General features: G+C 69.3%; 24 protein-coding genes. 11 read left to right on the top strand and 13 right to left on the bottom strand.

The features are described 5' to 3' along the window. Positions 1–14 precede the first annotated feature (14 nt). The 5 genes from GYB83_RS00450 to GYB83_RS00430 are packed head-to-tail and all read left to right on the top strand — an operon-like array spanning position 15 to position 3,310. Positions 15–932, top strand: a complete 918-nt coding sequence (locus GYB83_RS00450) for a metal ABC transporter solute-binding protein, Zn/Mn family (RefSeq protein ID WP_161893617.1) — start codon at positions 15–17, stop codon at positions 930–932. Next, positions 929–1,741 carry a metal ABC transporter ATP-binding protein gene (locus tag GYB83_RS00445; RefSeq protein ID WP_161893616.1) on the top strand — a complete coding sequence of 271 codons (813 nt, stop codon included), beginning with the start codon at positions 929–931 and terminating at the stop codon, positions 1,739–1,741. Before GYB83_RS00450 ends, GYB83_RS00445 begins: the two co-directional genes overlap by 4 nt. Then, positions 1,738–2,592 carry a metal ABC transporter permease gene (locus GYB83_RS00440; protein ID WP_161893615.1) on the top strand — a complete coding sequence of 285 codons (855 nt, stop codon included), beginning with the start codon at positions 1,738–1,740 and terminating at the stop codon, positions 2,590–2,592. The genes GYB83_RS00445 and GYB83_RS00440 overlap by 4 nt, the downstream gene beginning before the upstream one ends. 54 nt (positions 2,593–2,646) lie before the next feature. Then, positions 2,647–2,877 carry a FitA-like ribbon-helix-helix domain-containing protein gene (locus GYB83_RS00435; protein WP_161893614.1) on the top strand — a complete coding sequence of 77 codons (231 nt, stop codon included), beginning with the start codon at positions 2,647–2,649 and terminating at the stop codon, positions 2,875–2,877. Then, positions 2,867–3,310, top strand: a complete 444-nt coding sequence (locus tag GYB83_RS00430; RefSeq protein WP_161893613.1) for a type II toxin-antitoxin system VapC family toxin — start codon at positions 2,867–2,869, stop codon at positions 3,308–3,310. The genes GYB83_RS00435 and GYB83_RS00430 overlap by 11 nt, the downstream gene beginning before the upstream one ends. A 5-nt stretch (positions 3,311–3,315) precedes the next feature. On the opposite strand, the gene GYB83_RS00425 is transcribed toward GYB83_RS00430, so the two are convergent. Next, a complete protein-coding gene (locus GYB83_RS00425) occupies positions 3,316–3,801 on the bottom strand; it encodes a DUF2599 domain-containing protein (protein WP_161893612.1) in 486 nt (161 codons plus the stop codon). Beyond that, a complete protein-coding gene (locus GYB83_RS00420) occupies positions 3,798–5,369 on the bottom strand; it encodes a carboxylesterase/lipase family protein (protein WP_161893611.1) in 1,572 nt (523 codons plus the stop codon). The genes GYB83_RS00425 and GYB83_RS00420 overlap by 4 nt, the downstream gene beginning before the upstream one ends. A gap of 45 nt (positions 5,370–5,414) precedes the next feature. Here GYB83_RS00420 and GYB83_RS00415 point away from each other — a divergent pair, with 45 nt between their 5' ends. Both GYB83_RS00415 and rarD read left to right on the top strand, forming a co-directional pair. Beyond that, positions 5,415–6,152 (top strand): LamB/YcsF family protein, encoded by a 738-nt coding sequence (locus tag GYB83_RS00415; protein WP_161893610.1) that lies wholly within the window; start codon positions 5,415–5,417, stop codon positions 6,150–6,152. Next, positions 6,149–7,036 (top strand): EamA family transporter RarD, encoded by an 888-nt coding sequence (rarD, locus tag GYB83_RS00410; RefSeq protein WP_161893609.1) that lies wholly within the window; start codon positions 6,149–6,151, stop codon positions 7,034–7,036. Before GYB83_RS00415 ends, rarD begins: the two co-directional genes overlap by 4 nt. 15 nt (positions 7,037–7,051) lie before the next feature. Here rarD and GYB83_RS00405 read toward each other — a convergent pair whose 3' ends face one another. The 7 genes from GYB83_RS00405 to GYB83_RS00375 all read right to left on the bottom strand — a co-directional run bounded on the left by GYB83_RS00405 (position 7,052) and on the right by GYB83_RS00375 (position 13,870). After that, a complete protein-coding gene (locus GYB83_RS00405) occupies positions 7,052–8,425 on the bottom strand; it encodes a phosphatase PAP2 family protein (protein WP_186349685.1) in 1,374 nt (457 codons plus the stop codon). A 4-nt stretch (positions 8,426–8,429) separates the two neighbouring features. Beyond that, positions 8,430–9,788, bottom strand: a complete 1,359-nt coding sequence (locus tag GYB83_RS00400) for a phosphatase PAP2 family protein (protein WP_228461101.1) — start codon at positions 9,786–9,788, stop codon at positions 8,430–8,432. Positions 9,789–9,879: 91 nt separating this feature from the next. Beyond that, positions 9,880–10,836: a 23S rRNA (guanosine(2251)-2'-O)-methyltransferase RlmB gene (rlmB, locus tag GYB83_RS00395; RefSeq protein WP_161893608.1), complete on the bottom strand. Its 957-nt coding sequence runs from the start codon at positions 10,834–10,836 to the stop codon at positions 9,880–9,882. A gap of 4 nt (positions 10,837–10,840) precedes the next feature. Next, positions 10,841–12,235 carry a cysteine--tRNA ligase gene (gene cysS, locus GYB83_RS00390; protein WP_161893607.1) on the bottom strand — a complete coding sequence of 465 codons (1,395 nt, stop codon included), beginning with the start codon at positions 12,233–12,235 and terminating at the stop codon, positions 10,841–10,843. An 11-nt stretch (positions 12,236–12,246) separates the two neighbouring features. Beyond that, positions 12,247–12,711, bottom strand: a complete 465-nt coding sequence (gene ispF / locus GYB83_RS00385; RefSeq protein ID WP_161893606.1) for a 2-C-methyl-D-erythritol 2,4-cyclodiphosphate synthase — start codon at positions 12,709–12,711, stop codon at positions 12,247–12,249. 17 nt (positions 12,712–12,728) lie between these two features. Beyond that, entirely contained in the window at positions 12,729–13,364 is a 636-nt protein-coding gene (gene ispD, locus GYB83_RS00380; protein ID WP_161893884.1) for a 2-C-methyl-D-erythritol 4-phosphate cytidylyltransferase, read from the bottom strand. Positions 13,365–13,381: 17 nt separating this feature from the next. Further along, positions 13,382–13,870 carry a CarD family transcriptional regulator gene (locus tag GYB83_RS00375; RefSeq protein ID WP_161893605.1) on the bottom strand — a complete coding sequence of 163 codons (489 nt, stop codon included), beginning with the start codon at positions 13,868–13,870 and terminating at the stop codon, positions 13,382–13,384. A gap of 213 nt (positions 13,871–14,083) precedes the next feature. Between GYB83_RS00375 and GYB83_RS00370 the strand changes: the two genes are divergently transcribed. Beyond that, on the top strand, positions 14,084–14,812 hold the full coding sequence (locus GYB83_RS00370; RefSeq protein ID WP_161893604.1) for a copper-binding protein: 729 nt from the start codon (positions 14,084–14,086) through the stop codon (positions 14,810–14,812). 81 nt (positions 14,813–14,893) lie between these two features. Then, a complete protein-coding gene (radA, locus tag GYB83_RS00365; protein ID WP_161893603.1) occupies positions 14,894–16,282 on the top strand; it encodes a DNA repair protein RadA in 1,389 nt (462 codons plus the stop codon). A 300-nt stretch (positions 16,283–16,582) separates the two neighbouring features. Here the strand turns inward: radA and GYB83_RS00360 are convergent, their stop codons facing one another. Continuing rightward, a complete protein-coding gene (locus tag GYB83_RS00360; RefSeq protein WP_161893602.1) occupies positions 16,583–17,101 on the bottom strand; it encodes a PaaI family thioesterase in 519 nt (172 codons plus the stop codon). Between the two features lie 68 nt (positions 17,102–17,169). Between GYB83_RS00360 and disA the strand changes: the two genes are divergently transcribed. Next, positions 17,170–18,267 carry a DNA integrity scanning diadenylate cyclase DisA gene (gene disA / locus GYB83_RS00355; RefSeq protein ID WP_161893601.1) on the top strand — a complete coding sequence of 366 codons (1,098 nt, stop codon included), beginning with the start codon at positions 17,170–17,172 and terminating at the stop codon, positions 18,265–18,267. 57 nt (positions 18,268–18,324) lie between these two features. Here the strand turns inward: disA and GYB83_RS00350 are convergent, their stop codons facing one another. Then, entirely contained in the window at positions 18,325–19,059 is a 735-nt protein-coding gene (locus GYB83_RS00350; RefSeq protein WP_161893600.1) for a hypothetical protein, read from the bottom strand. 81 nt (positions 19,060–19,140) lie between these two features. Further along, positions 19,141–19,797, bottom strand: a complete 657-nt coding sequence (locus tag GYB83_RS00345) for a carbonic anhydrase (protein WP_161893599.1) — start codon at positions 19,795–19,797, stop codon at positions 19,141–19,143. Between GYB83_RS00345 and GYB83_RS00340 the strand changes: the two genes are divergently transcribed. Next, a complete protein-coding gene (locus tag GYB83_RS00340; protein WP_161893598.1) occupies positions 19,796–20,692 on the top strand; it encodes an HhH-GPD family protein in 897 nt (298 codons plus the stop codon). The genes GYB83_RS00345 and GYB83_RS00340 overlap by 2 nt on opposite strands. A gap of 54 nt (positions 20,693–20,746) precedes the next feature. Here the strand turns inward: GYB83_RS00340 and GYB83_RS00335 are convergent, their stop codons facing one another. Continuing rightward, the gene (locus GYB83_RS00335) at positions 20,747–21,553 is read right to left on the bottom strand and encodes an alpha/beta fold hydrolase (RefSeq protein ID WP_161893597.1); all 807 of its coding nucleotides are present in this window, start codon (positions 21,551–21,553) and stop codon (positions 20,747–20,749) included. Positions 21,554–21,568 lie beyond the last annotated feature (15 nt).

Genomic DNA, 21,568 nt, shown 5'->3' with positions numbered 1-21,568 from the left:
AGCTCCGCATCGCCATGTCCTCTCCCCGCCCACGTCGCCTGATCGCGGCCATCATCGCGGCCGTCGCGCTCACCGCATCGGTCGCCGCCTGCACCGACGACTCGGGGCCGCGGGCCACCGACCACCCCGTCGTCGTCGCGTCGACCGACGTGTGGGCGTCGGTCGCACGTGCGGTCGCGGGTGCGGACGCCGATGTCAGCGCCCTGTTCACCACGCCGGGCGGCGACCCGCACGAGTTCGAGCCGACCAACGCCGACACCGCCCGCGTCCTCGATGCCAACGTGATCGTCATGAACGGCGGCCACTACGACGAGTACATGGAACGGGCCGCAGCCGACGCGAAGGGCGTCAAGGTGTCCGCACTGCAGGACGACCACGGCTCCGACGGCCACGAGGACCACGACCACGCGCAGGAGCACGCCTTCTACGATCTCGCCGTCGTCGCCGACACCGCGAGCCGCATCGCCGACGCCCTCGCCTCCGTCGCACCGATCCACGCCGAGACGTACCACGCCAACGCCGCGGCGTTCCGTGCGAAGATCGACGGCCTCCGCGCGCGCCTGGCCGTCATCGCCCGCGAGCGCCCCGGCACCCGCGTCGCCGCCACCGAGCCCCTCGCCACCGCCCTGCTCGAAGAGGCCGGCATCTCCGACGTCGCGCCCGCGGGCTTCACCGCGGCCGTCGAAGAGGGACAGTCGCCGTCGGCGGCCGACCGCGCGGCGTTCGACGACCTGCTGACCGGCCGCAAGGTGTCGGCGCTGATCTACAACGTGCAGGCCGTCGATCCCGCGACCGAGGCCGTGCTGGCGACCGCGAAATCGGCCGGCGTGCCGGTCCTGCAGTTCACCGAGACGCTCCCCGACGGCGTCACCGACTACATCGTGTGGCAGTCCGCTCAGATCACCGCACTCGAGCAGGCGTTGGCGAAGTGACCGATCCCGTCCTCCGGTTCGCCGGATCCGAGCTCTCCTTCGGCGAGCGCACCCTGTGGCGCGACCTCGACCTCGACGTGGCGCCCGGCGAGTTCGTCGCCGTCCTCGGCCCCAACGGCTCCGGCAAGACGACGCTGCTGCGCACCGTGCTCGGCCAGGTGACCGCGACCGCGGGCACGATGACCGTGGACGGCAGGGTCGGCTACGTCCCGCAGCAGCACGCCGACGACTCCGACACGATGATGCTCCGCGGTCGCGACCTCGTCGGGTTCGGCGTCGACGGCACGTCGTGGGGACTCGGCCTGCGCGGCCTGCGGTCGCGACGCGCCGCGGTGGACGCGGCGCTCGCCGAGGTCGACGCCACCCGCTACGCGACGAGCCCCGTCGGACTGCTGTCCGGCGGCGAACAGCAGCGACTGCGCATCGCGCAGGCCCTCACCCGCGATCCGGCGATCCTGCTGTGCGACGAACCGCTCGCCAGCCTCGACCTGGCGAGCCAGCAGCTCGTCGTCGATCTGCTCGACGCGCGTCGTCGCCGCGCCGACACCGCGATCCTGTTCGTCACCCACGAACTGAATCCGATCCTGCCGTTCGTCGACCGCGTCGTCTATCTCGCGGGCGGCCAGTTCCGGGTCGGCACCGTCGACGAGGTGATGAACTCGGCCACGCTGACCGAGCTGTACGGCAGTCCCATCGACGTGCTGCGGGTGGGTGGACGCTTGGTCGTCGTCGGCGGCGAGGACGCCCACCACTGCGTGGAGCACGGCTACGCCGACGCCACGGGACACGTCACGGGGGCCGCCTCGTGACGACAACCGTCCTGGCCGCGGACATGGGCAACTTCTGGAACTTCACCCAGACCGGCGACCTCCTCTCGCGCGCGTTCGTCCAGCAGTCGCTGGCGGCCGTCGCGCTGCTCGGCCTGATCGGCGGGGTGCTCGGCCCGATGATCGTGGCCCGGCAGATGAGCTTCGCCGTGCACGGCGCAGCCGAACTGTCGTTCACCGGAGCCGCCGCCGCGCTCCTCGCCGGGGTCGGTGTCAACATCGGCGGCGTCGTCGGCGCGGTCGTCGCGGCCGCGGTCTTCGGACTGCTCGGGCAGCGCGCACGTGAACGCGACTCGGTGATCGGCGTCGTCATGGCGTTCGGCCTCGGCCTCGGCGTGCTGTTCCTGAGCCTGTACGGCCGCGTCGGAACGGGTTTCGCGCTGCTGACCGGGCAGGTCGTCAGCGTCGGACGCGACGGCCTGATCGCCGTCGGCGTGACCGCCGTCGTGGTGCTGACGGTGTTCGCGATCATCTACCGGCCGCTGCTGTTCGCGAGCCTCGACCCGCGCGTCGCCGAGACCGCAGGCATCCCCACCCGACTGCTGTCGGTGGTCTTCGCTGTCCTCGTCGGCCTCGCTGCCGCTCAGGGAGTCCAGATCATCGGCGCGCTGTTGGTGATGAGCCTGCTGATCACCCCGGCCGCCGCCGCGGCACGGCTCTCGGCCAACCCGACAGTCGTGCTGGTCCTCTCGGTGGTGTTCGCCGAAGTCGCCGCCGTCGGTGGCTTGATCCTGTCGCTGGCCCCGGAGCTCCCGGTGTCGGTGATGGTCACATCCATCTCGTTCGCGATCTACGTCGTCTGCCGCGTCTTCGGTCTCCGACGTCGCGACTGACCCCGCGCGACCGAACGAATCGGCTTGCTAGCGTTTCTCGCTATCATTGACGGCATGCCTGCACTGCACATCCGAGACGTCTCCGAGGAGACGATCGCATCCCTCAAGCGTCGCGCACATCGGCACGGCAGGTCGGTGCAGCAGGAGTTGCGCAACGTTCTCGACCGAGTCGCGGCGGAACCGCTCACCGAGGCCCGCCGGAAACCGCTGAACCTGAACACAGTCGATACCGGCGTCGCGGCCACGTTCGATCGGGCCGATCTGTACGGCGACGATGAGCGCTGACCCGACGAGCCTCGTGGTCGTCGACACCAACGTCCTCGTGGCCGCGACCGATCGAAGTCGTCAGTCACACGATTCGAGCCTGGCCTTTCTGAACACCGACACGAGGCGACTGGCCGTCACACCACAGATCGTTCGCGAATACTTGGCGGTGGCGACGCGACCGGCCGAAGTCAACGGATTCGGACTGTCTCCGCGTAGGGCCGTGGAGAACGTGAACCAATTCCTCCTCGAGATGGAAGTCCTATCCGAAGGAACCGCGTCGACGACGTTGCTCGCGGAACTCGTTGTCACTCATGGTGCGGGTGGAAAACAGATCCACGACGCGAACGTCGTCGCGGTCGCGCTGGCGCATGGCGCCGACACCGTCGTCACCGCGAACATCCGCCACTTCGCGAGATTCTCGGACCTGATCGAGGTCGAGGAACTTCGCTGAACGCCTCAGGGTGTGTTGCCCTCTTCCTTCGCCCCGGGGTTGCAGCGCGAGGCGATCATCTCCGTCTCGGAGACGACGGGACGTGACGGTTCGAGGTTCCAACTGGGCTTGTTCGGGTCGACGATCCGCGCGAACGTCCAGTGGCAGTCGAACTGCGCCTTCATGCCCGGAGTGTCCCCGTCGGGTGCGATCGCGAGGACCTCGCGCCACGCCTCATCGCCCGCTGTGACGCCGACGACGGACCGCCCGTTGGCCGTCGGACGGATCTGGAGACTGCGGCCGACGTCGGTCTGCACCCAGTCGGCCCCGGCGATGTACGGCGGCGGCAGCGTGTTCGGGATCGACGAGCTGCCCGACGACTCGAGGGACGACGACGCGGGCCTTGTCGTCACCGACGCGTCTGCGGCCGGAGTCGCGTCCGAACCGCACGCGGCCGCACCGGCGACGACCGTGCAGGCGAGGACCATGACGGTCAGCCGACGCCCGGTCATCGGGCCGCCTCGACCATCTCGGCGGCCGGCACGTGGACTCGCGCCCACGCCTCCCGACGGGCGCCGTCCGGGTCCCGCTCGACCCGCGTCGGATCGTCCAGGATCATCACTCGCCGGTCGTCGGGCGAGTACCGCGGCCACGACGGCGACGGCACGCCGGTGCGCGCGAACCAAGTCCAGTTCGACTGCATCGTCGCCGTGATGCGGTGGGAGGAGCGCCAACTGCCCGCGGCCGCGAGCGGAAGACCGATCGGATCGCGGTAGATGCCGAAGACGGCGAGCAGTTCGGTGGCGTGTGTCGCTCCGATGCCCGACGCGTTGAGGACGGCAGGCGCGTAGTCGTAGCGGTAGGCGTACGTCGGGGAATGGGCGCCGTGATACCCGGCGAAGCGGATCGTCGGCTCCCAGAAGGTCGCGTCGGCCGCCAGGCGCACCTGATCGCGTTTGCCCGGGTACAGGAGCTCCAGCTCCATCTTGATCTCCGGGTCGTCGACGCCGACCAGCGCGTGCGCCGTGTCGGGGAGGATGTTCCAGAACCTCGCGAACAGCTCGCCCTCGTCCTTGTTGTTGCCGATGATCAGCGGAACCCGATGCGTCCTGCCGTCGCGGGCCGCGTCGATCGGCGACTGCGGGAGATAGTCGCCGTCGACGGTCGGCGCGAACGGCATCGGGTCCGACAGTTCGGCCCCGCGCGCGAATCCGAGCATCTTGTTGCCGATGCGCAGCAGGGTCTGGGCCGACGCGCCGTCGACGATGCGCGCCACCTCGGCCGGGTCGAGCGGCCCCTCGGTGCGTTCGGGGCCGCTCCGGCGAGTCGGGTCGGCGATGAGGCGGACGAACTCGTCGGCGAAGACCCGCGCGTTCTCCTTCGACACGATCAGCGACGGGGCCGGGCTCTGCGAGATCGCCCGCGAGAACAGTCCTTCCGCCGCGGGCGTCGACAGCAGGGTGATGACGGCCGACCCGCCCGCGCTCTCGCCGAAGACGGTCACCCTGTCGGGATCGCCGCCGAACGCCGCGATGTTCCGCTGCACCCACTCCAGGCCCGCGACCATGTCGCGCAGGCCGACGTTCGAGTCGAACCGCCGCTCGTCCGTCGAGTAGTCGCTCAGGTCGATGAAGCCGAGCGGACCGAACCGGTAGTTGACGGTCACGACGATCACGTCGCGGTTGCGCGCGAGGTACGAGCCGTCGTAGATCGGGGTCGAGGTGCCGCCGAGGATGTACGCACCGCCGTAGTTGAAGACCATCACCGGTCGCGGGGTCGCCGACTTCGTGGCGGGCGCGAACACGTTCACGGTGAGGCAGTCCTCGCTGCGCGGATGGAACTTGCCGGTGGCGCGGGCGGTGAACAGCTTCTCCTGCACCGGCGCGGGACCGTAGTCGAAGCATTCGAGGACCCCGGGCCACGGCGTGACCGGCTCGGGGGCCTGCCAGCGGCGCGAGCCGACCGGCGGGGCCGCGAACGGGATGCCCTTCCACGAGATCGTGCCGCGACGTCCGCCGCGTCCGCGCCTGCCTTCGACCGCGCCCTCGACGAGCGTCACCGTCGTGTCCATCACTGCCATGCGCTCCACGATATCGGGTGCGGCGGGAGTACTAGTGTTTCGACCATGCCCGGTCACCGCATCGATCTCAACGCCGACCTCGGGGAAGGCGTCGGCGACGACGCCGCGATGATGCCCCTCATCAGCAGCGCGAACATAGCGTGCGGGTTCCACGCGGGGACCCCGACCGTCCTCGTCCGGTCGTGTGCGAGCGCCGTCGAGCACGGTGTCCGCATCGGGGCGCAGGTGTCGTATCCCGATCTCGCCGGGTTCGGACGACGCTTCATGGACGTCTCCCCCGCGGACCTGCTCGCCGACGTCCTCTACCAGGTCGGTGCTCTGCGCGCCCTGGCCGCCTCGGTGGGCGGGACAGTCGACTATGTGAAGCCGCACGGAGCGCTGTACAACGCCGTGGTCCACCACGAGGCGCAGGCCCGGGCCCTGGTGACCGCCGCCGACACGCTCGGACTGCCGCTGATGACGCTGCCCGGGTCGGTCGCACAGCGATTCGCGCTCGAGGCCGGGGTCACCGTGATCGCCGAGGCGTTCGCCGACCGCGGATACACCCGCGAGGCGACCCTCGTCCCGCGTACGGAGCCGCACGCGCTGCTCACCGACTCCGACGAGATCGCCGCCCGCGTCGTCGACCTCGCGCGGACCGGCCGGATCCGGGCGGTCGACGGGACGGTGCTCGACGCCGACGTCGAGTCCGTCTGCCTGCACGGCGACACCCCCGGAGCCGTCGAGCACGCTCGCGCCGTCCGCGCCGCGCTGGACGCCGCGGGCGTCGTCGTCACCCGATGACGACACGATCGAAAGGCCTGGCCGCCGGGCTTGCCGCGTACGGCCTGTGGGGCCTGTTCCCGCTGCTGTTCGACGCCCTGCGCCCGACCGGAGCCTGGGAGATCCTGGCCCACCGCATCGTCTGGACGCTCGTCACCTGCCTGATCGCGCTGCTCGTCCTGCGCGACTGGCAGTGGATCGCCGATCTGCGCGGTCAGTGGCGACTGCTCGCGGGCGTCAGCGTCGCCGCGGTGCTCATCGCGATCAACTGGGTGGTCTACGTCGCCGCGGTCACGGCCGGTCACACGAGTGACGCGGCGCTCGGGTACTTCCTCAATCCCCTGGTCACCGTGGCCCTCGGCGTGGTGGTCCTCCGCGAACGACTTCGCCCGCTGCAGTGGACGGCGGTCGGCGTCGGCGTGATCGCCGGCCTCTACCTCTCGATCGCGGGAGGGAAGTTCCCGGCCACCGCGCTCGCCCTCGCCTGCTCGTTCGCGCTGTACGGGCTCGCGAAGAAGAAGGTCGGCGCTCGTCTGCCCGCCCTCCACGGCCTCGCGCTCGAGACGGCGGTCCTGACGCCTGCCGCGATCGTCATCCTCGCCGTGACGGCGGCGTCGACCGCGGGCCTCGACTTCGGGAGGCACGGCGCGGTGCACACCGCACTGCTGTGCCTGTCCGGGCTCGCCACCGCGGTGCCGTTGCTGATGTTCGCGGCGGCCGCCCGCCGCATTCCGCTGGTCACGATCGGACTGATCCAATTCATCACGCCCGTCCTGCAACTGCTGTGCGCGGTCGCGCTGCTCGGCGAAGACGTCTCGTCTCAGCAGTGGGTCGGCTTCGGCATCGTGTGGGCGGCGCTCGTCCTGCTCTCGATCGACAGCGTCGGACAGCTCAGACGACGCTGACGCCGACCGCGCCGGTCACCCGCCGTGGCCGGACGTCCGCTGCGGAGTGCGGCGGCGAGGGCGCACGCACGGCCCGTCGGCCGGGTCGGTGCGGGAGAACAACGCGGGCCGTTCCACCAGCAGGAATCCGGCCGCGGCGACGACCACCGGTCCGACGAGCAGCAGCACGGACAACGCGCCGCCGGTCGCAAGCCACGGCGCGGCGAACCTCGTCATCAGCAACAATGCGCTGAACAGTCCGGCTCCGAGGGCGACGACGGCCATCCGCACGCGCGTCACCCCCGTCTCGGGCCTGGTGAGCGCGGCTTCGAGCGTCAGCGTGAACACCATGCCCGCGAGCACGTCGACCGCGTAGTGGTAGCCGAAGCCGAGAGTGGCCCCCGTCGTCGCGATCAGCCAGAACGTGCCGAAGACCCGGGACGCGGTGGACCCGCGCCAGCCGTGCAGGAAGATCGCCATCGCCCACGCCGTGTGCAGGCTCGGCATGCAGTTGCGGGCGATGTGCTGATCGAAGTACGTCGGCGTCGGCGCCGAGCCGTCGGGCGTGAACCACGGCCACACGTCCTGCCAGCCAGCGCCCGCGACGTCGTGTCCGAACGCGTACGTCGGTCCGACAACCGGGAAGATGAAGTAGATCAGCGGCCCGATCATGCCGATGAGCAGGAACGTCCGGACGATGTGATGCCGAGGGAAGCCGTCGCGCGCGGAGTTCCGCAACTGGAAGAACGCGATCACCGCCGCGCCCACCGGCAGCAGCATGTACACCCGACCGCACGTCTGCGTGAGGACCGTGCTCTCGGACACGATGCGGCCGACCGCCCACGACGGCGAACCGAGCGCACGGTCGGCGAGTTCGACGTAGCCGTCGAGGACCTTGGCGTTGGCCTTCGTCGACAGGACCAGCCACACGTCGCCGACGCGGCCCATCACGATCAGCATCATGCCGAGGCCGACGGCCTTGAGCGTGGCCGTCCGCTCGCCGTCGCGCAGCTTCCAGACCGCGAACGCCACCGTCCCGACCAGTGCCCAGAGAATGCCGTTGCCGACTGTCAGGTCGTGTCCGACGACGACTCGCTGGACGTTCCAGACCGTCTCCAGCGCGACGGCCGCGCCGAACGTCCACCAGCGCAGCCGTGACGGCATGCAGACCAGGGCGAGCATCAGACCGGCGAGCTTGATCTCACCGATCTCGGCCCGTCCCACGAAGTCGTGCGCGAGCCTGTCGATCGGACCGTGGATGCCGAATCGGATCGCGACGATCTCGATCACGACGACGAACACGGCGAGAGCCGCGACCACGAGGGACCATCCGCGCGCGCCGAGCTCCACGCGCCGCCGAGTCAGGAGGCGGACGCGTTCGAAGAGGCCCGCAGGCGACTGATAGAACATCCGATCAGACCTGCACTCTCTGAGGTAGACGGCCGCCGATTCGCGGGCCGTCGGAGAAATCTGGGAGCCGGAACTTCTCGGGCCGCTCCACCAGGAGGAACCCGCCGACCGTGATCACGACCGGCGCGAGCAGCAGGAGCACCGGGAGCGCCCCGCCCACCGCGAGCCAGGGCGCCGCATAGCGCGTCATCAGCAGCAGCGCGGCGAACATGACCGCACCGCAGGCGATCACGCCGGCCCGCAGGCGAGTCCACCCCATGTCCGGCCTGGTCAGGGCGGCCTCGAGCGTGAGCACGAAGACGATGCCCGCGAGCACGTCGACCGCGTAGTGGAAGCCGAAGCCGAGCGTCGCACCGGTCGTGGCGAGCAGCCACACGGAGCCGAAGACCTTCGACCCGGTGCCGCCGCGCCACCCGTGCAGGAAGATCGCCATCGCCCACGCCGTGTGCAGGCTCGGCATGCAGTTCCGCGGCACCGACTGGTCGTAGAACTGCGCGGCCGGGACCGTCGTCTCGGGCACCGCGTGCGGCCACACGTCCAGCCAGCCCGCTCCGGGGACCTCGCTGCCGAACGCGTACGTCGGGCCGACCACGGGGAACAGGAAGTAGATGATCGGGCCGATCGCGCCGATGAGCAGGAACGTCCGAATGATGTGGTGCCGGGGGAACCCGTCGCGCGCGGAGTTCCGCAACTGCAGATACGCGATGACCGCGGCACCGACCGGAAGGTAGACGTAGATCCGACCGAGCACCTCGGTGAGGACCGTGCTGTCGTCGACGACCCGTCCGACCACCCACGACGGCGAGCCGAGCGCGCGGTCGGCCATCTCGACGTAGTGATCGAGGACCAGCGGGCTCGCCTTCATCGACAAGACCAGCCACACGTCGCCGACACGTCCGACGACGATCATCATCAGACCCAGGCCGACGGCTTTGAGCGTGGACGCCTTCTCGGTCCCGTGCAGCCGCCACAGCGCGTAGGCTCCGGTCGCGACCAGCCCCCACAGCATGCCGTTGCCGACGATCGGCGTGTTGCCGACGGCGAGTCGTTGAAGATTCCACAGGATCTCCAACGCGGCGACGCCGCCGAGCACCCGCCACCGCAGACGGGCGGGCATGCACACGAGGGCGAGGATCAGCGCGGCGGTCTTGATCTCGCCGACGCCGGGACGGCCCGCGAAGTCGTGGACGATCAGGTCGAGCGGCCCGCGCGTGGAGTTCAGTCGCGCGGCGACCTCGATGACCAGCGCAAACCCGACGACCGATGCCACGACGGCGGACCATCCGCGCACGCCGAGCTCCACGCGCCGCCGAGTCAGGAGGCGAACGCGCTCGAAGAACTCGGGGCGTGATGGGTCGACCACGCACTACACGCTACCCAACGGTAGGGATAGAGTCGTAAGTCGCTCACGTGAATGTCATTCAAATGACACTTTTTCTTAAGTCACATATGGCTCACTGCACGCGCCTCTGACGCGCGAATTCAGCCAGCACCACACCGGCCGCGACCGACGCGTTGAGGCTCTCGACATCGCCCGCCATCGGCACCGACAAGATCGAATCACACGTCTCGCGGACCAGCCTCGAGAGGCCCTTGCCCTCGGAACCGACGACGATGACGACCGGCCCCGTGCCGTCGTACTCGTCGAGCGTCACGTCGCCGCCCGCGTCGAGTCCGACGATCTGCGCACCCGAGCGGGCCCACTCGACGAGCGTCCGCGTCAGATTCGGCGCCTGTGCGACGGGCAGTCGTGCCGCCGCACCGGCGCTGGTCCGCCAGGTGACCGCGGTGACGCCGGCACTGCGACGCTGCGGGATCAGCACTCCGTGACCGCCGAAAGCCGCGACCGAGCGGATCACCGCTCCGAGGTTGCGCGGATCGGTGATGTTGTCCAGCGCCACGATCAGCGGCTGCTCCGATGCGGCGCGCGCCCGTGCCATCAGGTCATCGGGATGCGCGTAGCGGTACTCGGGCACCTGGAGGGCGAGCCCCTGATGCAGGCCGTTCGGCGACATGCGGTCGAGTTCGGGCTTGCCGACCTCGAGGATCGAGATGCCGCGGTCGCCCGCCGTCTGCACGGCTTCCCTGACGCGCTCGTCGGCGTCGATCGACGTCATCACGTACAGCGCGGTCGCCGGGACCTTGGCCCGCAGACACTCGACGACCGGGTTGCGGCCGAGAACGTACTCGGGCCCGTCCTCGGACTTGCGATGGTTGCGCGGACGAGCGGCGGACGCCTTGGCCGCGGACTTCGCCTTCTTGTGTGCGACGTGGTAGACGCGGTCCTCGGCCTTCGGGGTCGCACCGCGGCCCTCCAGACCACGACGACGCTGACCGCCCGATCCGACGGTCTGCCCCTTCTTGCTGCCGTCCTTGCGGATGGCGCCCTTGCGCTTGGAGTTGCCGGCCATGCGTTCAGTCCTTCGTCTTCAGCGCCCACTGGGCGCCGTCGGGTGTGTCGGTGACGTCGACGCCCGCGGCGGCGAGACGGTCGCGCACCTCGTCGGCGACGGCCCAGTCCTTCGCCGCCCTGGCGGCCGCGCGTCGTTCCAGTTCGGCTCGGATGAGGACGTCGAGCGCCGCCGTCGCGGCGTCGTCGGAGTCGGACGAGTGCGCCCAATGCTCGTCGAGCGGGTCGGTGCCGAGGATCGCGGTCATCGCACGGACCGACTCGGCGACCTGCAGCGCCTTCGCGCCGTCGCCCGCATCCAGCGCGGTGTTGCCTTCGCGGACCGCGTTGTGGACGGCCGCCATCGCGGCGGGGACACCCAGATCATCGTCGAGCGCCGCCGCGAAATCGTCGCCGACCTCGCCGACGCCGACGTCGCCGACACGTTCGGCCACCCGCTGCACGAACGACTCGATGCGGCGGTAGCCCGCGGCCGCCTCATGGAGCGCGCCGTCGGAGTACTCGAGCATCGACCGGTAGTGCGCACTGCCGAGGTAGTAGCGGAGTTCCACCGGACGCACCTTCGTCAGCATCGCGGGGATGGACACGACGTTGCCGAGCGACTTGCTCATCTTCTCGCCGGACATCGTCACCCACCCGTTGTGCAGCCAGTAGCGCGCGAACCCGTCACCCGCGGCGTGACTCTGCGCGATCTCGTTCTCGTGGTGCGGGAACACCAGGTCCATGCCGCCGCAGTGGATGTCGAACTCGGCTCCGAGCAGCGACGTCGCCATCGCCGAGCACTCGAGATGCCAGCCCGGACGACCGTCGCCCCACGGTGTCGGCCACGACGGCTCGCCCGGCTTCGCGGCCTTCCACAGCGTGAAGTCGCGCGGATCCCGCTTGCCGGTGCCCGCACTCTCGCCCTGATGGACGTCGTCGAGCTTGTGGCCGGACAGGCTGCCGTACTCGGGCAGGCTCAGCACGTCGAAGTAGACGTTGCCGTCCGCGACGTACGCGTGACCTCGCTCGATGAGGCGTTCCATGTACTCGACCATCTGCGTCACGAATGCGGTCGCCCGCGGCTCCGCCGACGGCGGCAGCACGTTCAAGGCGTCGTATGCCGAGGTGAAGGCGCGCTCGTGGGTGGTCGCCCACTCCCACCAGGGACGACCGGCCTCCTCCGCCTTGCGGAGGATCTTGTCGTCGATGTCGGTGACGTTGCGGACGAACAACACGTCGAATCCGCGATGGGTGAGCCAGCGGCGCAGGACGTCGAACGCGATTCCGCTGCGCACGTGCCCGATGTGCGGCACGCCCTGCACGGTCGCGCCGCACAGGTACACGCCGACGGTCCCGGGTTGCAGGGGAACGAAGTCGCGGACCTCGCGGGCGGCGGTGTCGTACAGGCTTAGGGTCACGGCCTGCGATTCTACTTGAGCACCAGGAGCGCGGTGGCAACTGCGGCGACGCCCTCGCCGCGCCCGGTCAGGCCGAGACCGTCGGTGGTGGTCGCCGACACCGATACGGGCGCACCGAGCAGATCCGACAGCACCTCCTGAGCCTGCGCGCGGCGCGGCCCGATCTTCGGCCGGTTGCCGACGATCTGCACTGCGGCGTTGACCGGCTCGAAACCCTCGGCGTCCAGCAGCCCGACGACGTGCGTCAGCATCGACGCGCCGGTCACGTTCCGCCATTCGGGACGGTCGACGCCGAACACGAGACCGAGGTCGCCGAGGCCCGCCGCCGAGAGCAGCGCGTCGCACAGCGCGTGGACGCCGACGTCGCCGTCGGAGTGACCGGAGCAGCCGTCGGCGTCGTCGAAGAGGAGCCCGACCATCCAGCAGTCGCGGCCGGGTTCGATCGGGTGGACGTCGGTTCCGATGCCGACTCGCATGTTCCTCGCCTTCTCGGTCACGCCAGCAGCCTTGCGAGCCGCAGGTCGAACGGTGTGGTCACTTTGAACGCCATCGCGTCGCCCGCGATCACGTGCACGGGCACGCCGAGCGCTTCGACGAGACCGGCGTCGTCGGTCGCGTCCTGCGCACTCTCGTGGGCTCGACGCAGCAGCCGCGCGGTGAAGCCCTGCGGGGTCTGCACCGCGCGCAGGACGGACCGGTCGACGGTGTCGGCGACGAGATCGGCGTCGTCGACGCGTTTGAGCGTGTCCGCGACCGGCAGCCCGGGGACGACGGCCTCGGCACCCGCGATGAGCGCGTCGACGACCGCGGCGAACAGGCCGGGCGGGGTCAGGGGGCGGGCCGCGTCGTGCACCAGGACGAGGTCGGCGTCGGTCACGGCCAGCGCCGCGCGAACCGAGTCGCTGCGTTCGGACCCGCCGACGACGACGCGCGCGGCAGGGGCCACCTGCCGCGCGCGGTCGATCAGTTCTTCCGGAACGGCGACGACGACGTCGTCGACCACTCCGGAGGCGAGGGCCGCGGTCACGCTGCGTTCGAGCAGAGTGACGCCGCCGACCTCCACGAAGGCCTTGGGCACGGGCTCGCCCAATCGGGTACCCATGCCCGCGGCCGGAATCAATGCCGCGATCTTGTGACGCTGAGCGGTCAGGACGCCGCAGCCAGGATCTCGTCGAGGATGCTGTCGGCCTTCTCGTCGTTCGTGTTGCGCGCGAGCGAGAGCTCGTCGACGAGCACTCGGCGGGCGCGCGTGAGCATCCGCTTCTCACCCGCGGACAGACCGCGGTCCTGCTCGCGACGCCACAGGTCGCGGACGATCTCGGCGACCTTGATGATGTCGCCCGAGTTCAGCTTCTCCTGATTGGCCTTGAACCGGCGGGCCCAGTTGGTGGGCTCCTCCACGTTCGGTGCGCGCAGCACCTGGAATACCTCGTCGAGTCCCTCTTCGCCGACCACGTCTCGCACTCCGACGTATTCGAGCTTGCTCGAGGGGATCTGCACCGTCATGTCGCCGTCGGCGACCTTCAGGACCAGGTATTCGACCTCTTCACCCTTGATGGTCCGAACAACGATGTTCTCGATCCGAGCAGCACCGTGATGGGGGTACACAACGGTGTCGCCAACTTTGAAATTCAATGTTCCCTACCCCTTCTTCAGTGTTACCAGTGTAACACCCACCCTCCGACACCTTTTCCAACGGTGCAGGTCAACCCGCATTCACCGGGCCAGACGACACTTTCGCGGCCCGGAATGCCGACCCGAGGGAACTTTTTCACCCCCGGGCCACTACGCTGCGTAGTGAAGGTTCGCAACATGCGGACTCCTGCGACGACCACCCGGAGGAACAAGGTGTCAGTGCTCAATCGGACAAGCAGCCGACTGGTCAGGGCTGCAGCCGTCGGCGCCCTTGGCGCAGCAGTCGTCCTCGGCGCCTCTGCCTGCGGTGCGGGCAAGATCTCCCAGACCAACAACCAGCTCCCCGCCATCAACGGCGCGGGCGGTTCGATCACGCTCAGCCCCGAGGCCGGCAGCGACCTGTCGAACGGCACGGTCACCCTGAGCAACGTGCAGATCGTGTACCCGACGAAGAAGGCCGACGACACCTTCAAGAACGGCGGGCCGTTCGACGTCTCGTTCTCGATCTCCAACAACAGCAACACCCGCAGGGTGAAGCTCGTCGACATCGTCGGCCCCGGCGACTCGTCGAAGGTCGAGATCACCGATCCGACGAAGTCGTCGTCCACCGCCGCCAAGGCCGATACCGACACGACCGACGTGCGCACCATCGAGCCCAACGGCGTGCTGCTCGCGGGCACCCCGGCCAACGTGGACACCACCGAGGCTCAGGCCGCGGGCATCGACCGTTTCACCGTGACCCTGACCAACGCGGGCGACACCGTCGCATCGGGTGTCACCGCTCCCGTGACGTTCAAGTTCGAGATCCTCGACCTCTCGGGCAAGCACGTCGAGGACAAGCAGGTGACCATCGAGACACCCGTCGACAACGGCACGCTGGCGCACCGCGTCGACGTGATCCGCGACCCGCAGGCGCACATCGACGGCGAAGAGGGCCACTGACCCTCGCCTCGCACAGCTGTCGACCCCCGGCCGATCACGGCCGGGGGTCGTTCTGTCGTACCCGACGTTTAGAGTCGGGGCGTGGCTAAGGCGAAGGCGATCTACCGGTGCACGGCGTGCGGACACCAGGTGTCCAAGTGGGTCGGCCGCTGCCCGGAGTGCGGCGAGTGGGGTTCGATCGAGGAGGGCGCTCCGGCCGTCGCCGCGGCCGGTGCGGTGTCCGTCGCCCCCCGTAGTCCGGCGCGCCGCATCACCGACGTCGACGCCGGGGTGGCGACCGCGACGCCGATCGGGATCTCCGAGTTCGACCGAGTCCTCGGCCGGGGCATCGTCCCGGGGTCCGTCGTCCTCCTCGCAGGCGAACCCGGCGTCGGCAAGTCGACGCTGCTGCTGGAGACCGTCAAACACTGGGCGGCCGCGGGCCGCACCGCGCTGTACGTGACCGGCGAGGAGTCCGCGGGACAGGTCCGGCTGCGCGCCGAGCGGACCGACGCCGTCCACGAGAACATCTTCCTGGCGTCCGAGACGGACCTCGGCACCGTCCTCGGGCACGTCGACGAGGTCCGCCCGAGCCTGCTCATCGTCGACTCCGTCCAGACGCTCGTCGCGTCCGGAGTCGACGGCGTCACCGGCGGCGTCACCCAGATCCGAGCGGTGACCACCGCCCTCGTCTCTCTCGCGAAGACCAGCGGTGTCGCGATCGTCCTCGTCGGACACGTCACGAAGGACGGCAACGTCGCCGGGCCGCGGTCACTGGAGCATCTGGTCGACGTGGTGCTGTCGTTCGAAGGCGATCGTCATTCGTCGCTGCGCATGGTGCGCGGCATCAAGAACCGGTTCGGGCCGTCCGACGAGGTCGGCTGCTTCGAGCAGCGCTCCGACGGCATCCACCAGGTGAGCGACCCGTCCGGGATCTTCGTCCACGAGCACCCCGAGGACGTCGCGGGCAGCGTCGCACTCGTCGCGATGGACGGTCGGCGGGCGATGGTCGGCCAGATCCAAGCGCTGCTCAACAACTCCGAGATGACGTCGCCGCGCCGCGCCGTGTCCGGCCTCGACCCGGCGCGCGTCGCGATGATGCTGGCCGTCACCGAGAAGCGGATCGGCGTCAAGACCGGCAAGCAGGAGGTGTACGCGTCGACTGTCGGCGGCATGAAGGTGACGGAACCCGCGGCCGACCTGGCGATCTTCCTCGCGATCGTGTCATCCGCCCGCGAGAAGCCGGTGCCGTCGACGACCGTCGCCATCGGCGAGGTCGGCCTGGCGGGCGAGATCCGGCGGGTCTCGTCGACCGCCCGCCGAGTGGCCGAGGCGAAACGACTCGGCTTCCGGCACGCGATCATCCCCGCCGGAACCGACGAGGAGATGCCCACGGGCATCCGCGTCACCAAGGTCGCGAGCCTGGACGAGGCGGTCTCCGCTCTCGGGTCGCCGCGGCGTCGGCTGCGGCCTGTCGACGCTCCCTTCTGACGCTAGTGTCCCGAACCGCTAATCCGCTGCATAAATAATCGTACCTCCATGGTGGTTGAGCCGGACCCGGAGCGATAGCGAAGGGCCGAGTCGAAACCTGGTGAGGTCGGCTCGAACTCGGTCACAGCATTGAGTGAAATCACTGGTCACGCCTGTTTCAGGGTGACGATTCGACAGTAGCCGGACCGCAGTTCCAGCGAATGTCACCGGGTTTCGACGCGGGCCTTCGCTATCGCTCCGGCCCGGCTCAACCACCATGTGCAGGTGAATACTTATTCAACGGATTGACGGTTCGGGACGCTAGAGGATCACACGCTTGTCGTAGTGCTCCGCGAAGTGCTCCTTGACGTCGATGGTGACGAAGAGGGCGTGCGCGGACGCGACGATGTCGTCGGGGTCGCCGAGATGCGCGGAGGCCGCGAGATAGATCTTGCGCCGCTGCTTGCCGAGGATCCGACCTTCGAAGTGCAGGGTGCTGCCGAGCGGGATCGGCTTGGCGAAGTCCACTTCGAGATGCACGGTCACGACCGGCGCCCCGATGAGCAGCGGCGCGGTACCGGTCACTTCGTCGAACGCCGCGGACAAGACGCCGCCGTGGATCACTCCGGGGCCGCCCTGCATCCAGTCGAGGACCGGCAGTTCCGCGGTCACCGTCAGGTCATCGCCCGCGATCACCTTCAGGTGCAGGCCGAGCGGTGTGTCCTCACCGCATCCGAAGCACGTGCTGTGGTGCATCTTGATGTGCTCCCCCGGCGCCGTCGCCTTCGGATGGCGGACGAGGGGTTCGAGGTCTGCGGGCGGGACGAAAGCATGCTTCACGTCCAGTTACGCTAGTACGTGGTCCGGCGGTCGCCGGCATTCGAATGCCCCAGGATGGACGAGGTGCGATGAACGACACGCAGAGAGCCGATGCCGAGCGCACCGATCTGACGCGCGAGACCCTGCGTCGGGTGGCGCCGGGAACGGCACTGCGCGACGGCCTCGAACGGATCCTGCGCGGTGGGACCGGCGCGTTGATCGTCGTCGGCTACGACGACGACATGGAACGCATCTGCGACGGCGGTTTCCACCTCGACGTCGAGTTCGCCCCGACCCGACTACGCGAGCTGGCGAAGATGGACGGCGCCGTGGTCCTGTCGGCGGACGGTCGGCGGATCGTCCGCGCGAACGTGCAGCTGGTTCCCGATCCGTCGATTCCGACGGAGGAGTCGGGCACCCGGCATCGCGCGGCCGAGCGGACCGCGATCCAGATGCAGGTGCCGGTGATCTCGGTGAGTTCGTCGATGTCGATCGTCAGCGTGTACGCGGACGGACAGCGCCGCGTCGTCGAGAATCCCGACGCGATCCTGTCGCGCGCGAACGTCGCGCTGTCGACGTTGGAGCGGTACAAGTCTCGGCTGGACGAGGTGAGTTCCCAGCTCTCGCGCGCGGAGATCGAAGACTACGTGCTGCTCCGCGACGCCATGAGCGCCGCTCAGCGCATGGAGATGGTCCGTCGCGTGTCGGTGGAGATCGAGGAGTACGTCCTCGAACTCGGCGTCAACGGTCGACAGGTCGCACTGCAGCTCGAGGAGTTGATCAGCGACAACGACACCATGCGCGAACTCCTGGTCCGCGACTACCACGCGTCCCCCGAGGCCGCGGGCACCGAGCAGGTGCGGCAGATCCTGGAGGCCGTCGAGAGTCTGTCGGACGTCGACCTGCTCGACCTGACGATGGTCGCGGGCGCGTTCGGATACCCGACAACCCTCGAAGCGCAGGACACCGCGATGAGCCCGCGCGGCTACCGTCTGCTCGCCCGCATCTCGCGTCTGCAGTTCGCGCACATCGACCGCCTGGTCCGCCACTTCGGCACCCTGCAGGCGCTTCTCGCCAGCAGCGCCGCCGATCTGGAGACCGTCGAGGGCATCGGCAGCATCTGGGCTCGCCACATCCGCGAGGGCCTGTCCCGCCTCGCCGAGAGTTCACTCGAGCGCTTCGACTGACAGGGATAAGACCTGCGTTGAGCCGTCACCGCTCCCGGCGACGGTTCAACGCAGGTCTCATCCCTGAGCGGGTTTGACTATGTTGAAGGTGATCGGGGCCGATTCCTTCTCGCCGATCTTGGCGGTGGCCTGGTAGCCGCCCGCCGGGATCTGGACGCGGGGCTTCTTGCAGCCCGGGCTGCTCGTCGTTCCCGACCAGGTGATGGTGTCGCTGAACTGCTGGCCGGGCGCGAGCAACTGGTTGTTCACGGCCTTGTCCGGCGCGCAGTCCTGCGCGGCCCACAGCGTCTTGGAGCCGTCGAGCGTCCGCACGACGACATTCTGCGCGTTCTTGCCGAGATCACGGTTGCATTCGCTGAGTCCGCCGTTGGTGACGACGAGAGTGAACACCGGCTGATCGCCGACCGCGTACGTCGGCTTGTCGGTGTACAGCACCACGGACAGGCTCTGGTCGGCGCAGATGTTCTGTGCCGCGGCGTCGCCGGGTGCGGCGGGGGCGGGCGGCTGAGTGCTCGTCGGCCCGCCGTCCGAGCCGTGCTCGCCGCCGCCGCTGACCGGTTCGCTGGTCGTCGGCGCGGCGGGCGTCGACGACGGAGCCGGAGCGGGCGCCGACGTCGACGGTGTCGTCGACGACGCCGCCGCGGCGTTCTTGGGCGCCGAGTCGTCGGACGAGCCGCCCGCCCAGACGATGAGGGCGATGACCACAGCGATCGCCACCACGGCGCCGATGCCGGCGACGACGCGGCGTCGCCAGTACACCTCGGAAGGCAGGGGTCCCTGTGGTTCGATCACGATTGCAACGGTATCGCCGCACGACCTCGTTCGGCGGCGTGGGCGTTCGGCGTGTCGCGGATTGGTCGACGCCGAGTGCGGCTATTCTCCCTTGCCGACTTTGCGCGGGTCGCGCTCGGGCTCCTCGCCGATGTCACCGATCACCTCGACGAGGTGGACTCGACCGTCGGCCAACTGGTAGCTGAGCCCGATGATGGCGAGTTCGCCGTTCTCCACGCGCTGCTTGATGATCGGGCTGCGATCCATGAGGACGCGGCTGGTCTCCTGCACGTGGCGGGTGACGAACTCGAAGTAGTCGGTGAGTCCTTCGCTGCGTCCGGCGAGGATGCTCGGCGCGACCTTCTCGACGATGTCGCGGACGTAGCCGCCGGGCAGGTTGAGGTTGTCGAGGGCGTCGAGCGTCGCACCGACGGCCCCGCAGTGGTCGTGTCCGAGGACGATGATCAGCGGGGTGCTGAGGATGTCGGCGCCGTACTCGATGGTGCCGAGCACGGCGGAGTCGATGACGTGGCCCGCGGTGCGGACGACGAACATGTCGCCGAGCCCCTGGTCGAAGATGATCTCGGCGGCCAGTCGCGAGTCGCCGCAGCCGAACAGCACGACGTGAGGCGACTGCCCGGCGACGAGCGCCTCGCGCTCGGCGCTACCCTGGCCCGGGTGCGCGGGACGGTTCTCGACGAACCGCTGGTTGCCTTCTTTGAGATATGTCCAAGCCTGAGTGGGGGTGAGATCCTTCATGACCTCGAGTGTGCCACCGGCCACAGTCCTGACCTGGTTCGGGTCTGCGGAACGGGTTCTACCATGGCGTGACGCCGATCTCACCGGGTGGCACATTCTGATCAGCGAGATCATGTTGCAGCAGACGCCCGCGGCGCGGGTGATCGAACCGTGGACGCGGTGGGTGCAGCGGTGGCCGGTCCCGTCCGCGATGGCCGCCGAGTCCGCGGGCGAAGTGGTCCGGGCCTGGGGAAAGCTCGGATATCCGCGCCGCGCGATGCGACTTCACGAATGTGCCCGCGTCCTCGCCGACGAGTACGACGACGTGGTCCCGTCCGATGTCGACACGCTGCTGTCGTTGCCGGGCATCGGCGACTACACGGCGCGCGCCGTCGCCTGTTTCGCGTACGGGCAGTCGGTGCCGGTCGTCGATGTGAACGTCCGGCGCGTGATCGCGCGTGCCGTCCACGGCAAGCAGCATCCGGGCAACCCCGGACGTCGCGATCTCGCCGACGCCGAGGCGTTGTTCCCCCGCTCCGCGGACGGTTCACCCGCGCCGGAGACGCCCCGCTTCTCCGCCGGGCTCATGGAGTTGGGCGCCCTCGTGTGCACCGCCCGCGAAGCCCGCTGCGGCGAGTGCCCGCTGGAGCCGACGTGCGAGTGGGTCCGGCTCGGCCGCCCCGAACACGACGGCCCGCCCCGCAGAGTGCAGAAGTTCGAAGGCACCGATCGCCAGGCCCGCGGCCGCCTGCTCGATGTTCTACGTGGAACCACCGGGCCCGTCGAACGCGCCGCCCTCGACCTCGCGTGGGAACGCGACCCCGGCCAACGCGCCAGGGCCCTCGACTCCCTCCTCGTCGACGGGCTCGTCGAAGTGACCGACGACGGTCTCTTCTGCCTCGCGGGCGAAGCCTGACGGCGTCTCGACCCTTCGGCTCGCAGGCTCGCTCAGGACGGCGCTGCGGAACCGTCAGCGGCAGGCCGGGCCGCTGAGGAAGGCTTCGACGGCCCCGCGGTAGACGCCGGGGGCGTCGTCGTGCAGGAGATGACCCGCGCCTTCGACGCGCAGGTACGACGCGGACGGTTTCCCGGCGGCCATCTCCGCCATCTGGCCGGGCGGAGTCACCGAGAATCCCGCCTCCAGGAGCAGCGTGGGAACCGACACCGCGGACCATTCGTCCCAGAAGTGGCGGGTCCCCCACTCCTCCGCGATATCGGCCCACACCGGAATCGAACCGTGCAGCCGTCCGTCGTCGAACGCCTCGTAGAAGTAGCGGCCCGCGACGTCACCGAACATGTCGACCGCCGCCCGCAGGTCGGGGAACCGGTCGGGCCAGCTGCTGAACCACGGCTGCCAGGTGCCGGTGGTCTGTCCACGGAAGTCGGGAGCCATGTCCTCGACGACGAGCGCCGCCACGAGTTCGGGGTACGCGGCCGTCGTGCACCACGAGTGGAGCCCGCCCATCGAGTGGCCGATCAGCACGGCGGGACCGCGGTCGATCCACGTCAGGATCTCGGCGAGGTCGGTCACGAACCGTTCGGTCGAGATGTCCGACGCGTCGACGGCGTGCACACCCTGGTGATTGGCCGAGTCGAAGGTGAAGACGCGCCCGTACCGACGAAGCCACGGGATCTGCCTGCGCCACGTACGACCCCGTCCCATGAGTCCGTGCACGAGGACGATCGCGCCGAACCCGCCGTCGGAGATGTCGAGGCCGCCGTGATCGAGCAGCCCGGTATCGGCGATCAGGCGCGGATCGGTGGAATCGGGGTTCACATCGATCGACACTAT

Origin of the sequence: Gordonia spumicola (assembly GCF_009932475.1) — a bacterium.
GTDB lineage: Bacteria > Actinomycetota > Actinomycetes > Mycobacteriales > Mycobacteriaceae > Gordonia > Gordonia spumicola.
The sequence above is the reverse complement of the archived record's forward strand: the minus strand, read 5'-3'. Positions and strand labels throughout refer to the sequence as shown.

What these genes read in the sequence shown, in the direction of transcription:
- ispF (WP_161893606.1), bottom strand. Translation starts at nt 12,711, where the DNA reads ATGCGAGTCGGCATCGGAACCGACGTCCACCCGATCGAACCCGGCCGC.
- disA (WP_161893601.1), top strand. Translation starts at nt 17,170, where the DNA reads ATGAACGACACGCAGAGAGCCGATGCCGAGCGCACCGATCTGACGCGC.
- GYB83_RS00430 (WP_161893613.1), top strand. Translation starts at nt 2,867, where the DNA reads ATGAGCGCTGACCCGACGAGCCTCGTGGTCGTCGACACCAACGTCCTC.
- GYB83_RS00425 (WP_161893612.1), bottom strand. Translation starts at nt 3,801, where the DNA reads ATGACCGGGCGTCGGCTGACCGTCATGGTCCTCGCCTGCACGGTCGTC.
- GYB83_RS00420 (WP_161893611.1), bottom strand. Translation starts at nt 5,369, where the DNA reads ATGGCAGTGATGGACACGACGGTGACGCTCGTCGAGGGCGCGGTCGAA.
- GYB83_RS00415 (WP_161893610.1), top strand. Translation starts at nt 5,415, where the DNA reads ATGCCCGGTCACCGCATCGATCTCAACGCCGACCTCGGGGAAGGCGTC.
- rarD (WP_161893609.1), top strand. Translation starts at nt 6,149, where the DNA reads ATGACGACACGATCGAAAGGCCTGGCCGCCGGGCTTGCCGCGTACGGC.
- GYB83_RS00345 (WP_161893599.1), bottom strand. Translation starts at nt 19,797, where the DNA reads ATGAAGGATCTCACCCCCACTCAGGCTTGGACATATCTCAAAGAAGGC.
- rlmB (WP_161893608.1), bottom strand. Translation starts at nt 10,836, where the DNA reads ATGGCCGGCAACTCCAAGCGCAAGGGCGCCATCCGCAAGGACGGCAGC.
- GYB83_RS00340 (WP_161893598.1), top strand. Translation starts at nt 19,796, where the DNA reads ATGACCTCGAGTGTGCCACCGGCCACAGTCCTGACCTGGTTCGGGTCT.
- GYB83_RS00405 (WP_186349685.1), bottom strand. Translation starts at nt 8,425, where the DNA reads ATGTTCTATCAGTCGCCTGCGGGCCTCTTCGAACGCGTCCGCCTCCTG.
- GYB83_RS00435 (WP_161893614.1), top strand. Translation starts at nt 2,647, where the DNA reads ATGCCTGCACTGCACATCCGAGACGTCTCCGAGGAGACGATCGCATCC.
- GYB83_RS00450 (WP_161893617.1), top strand. Translation starts at nt 15, where the DNA reads ATGTCCTCTCCCCGCCCACGTCGCCTGATCGCGGCCATCATCGCGGCC.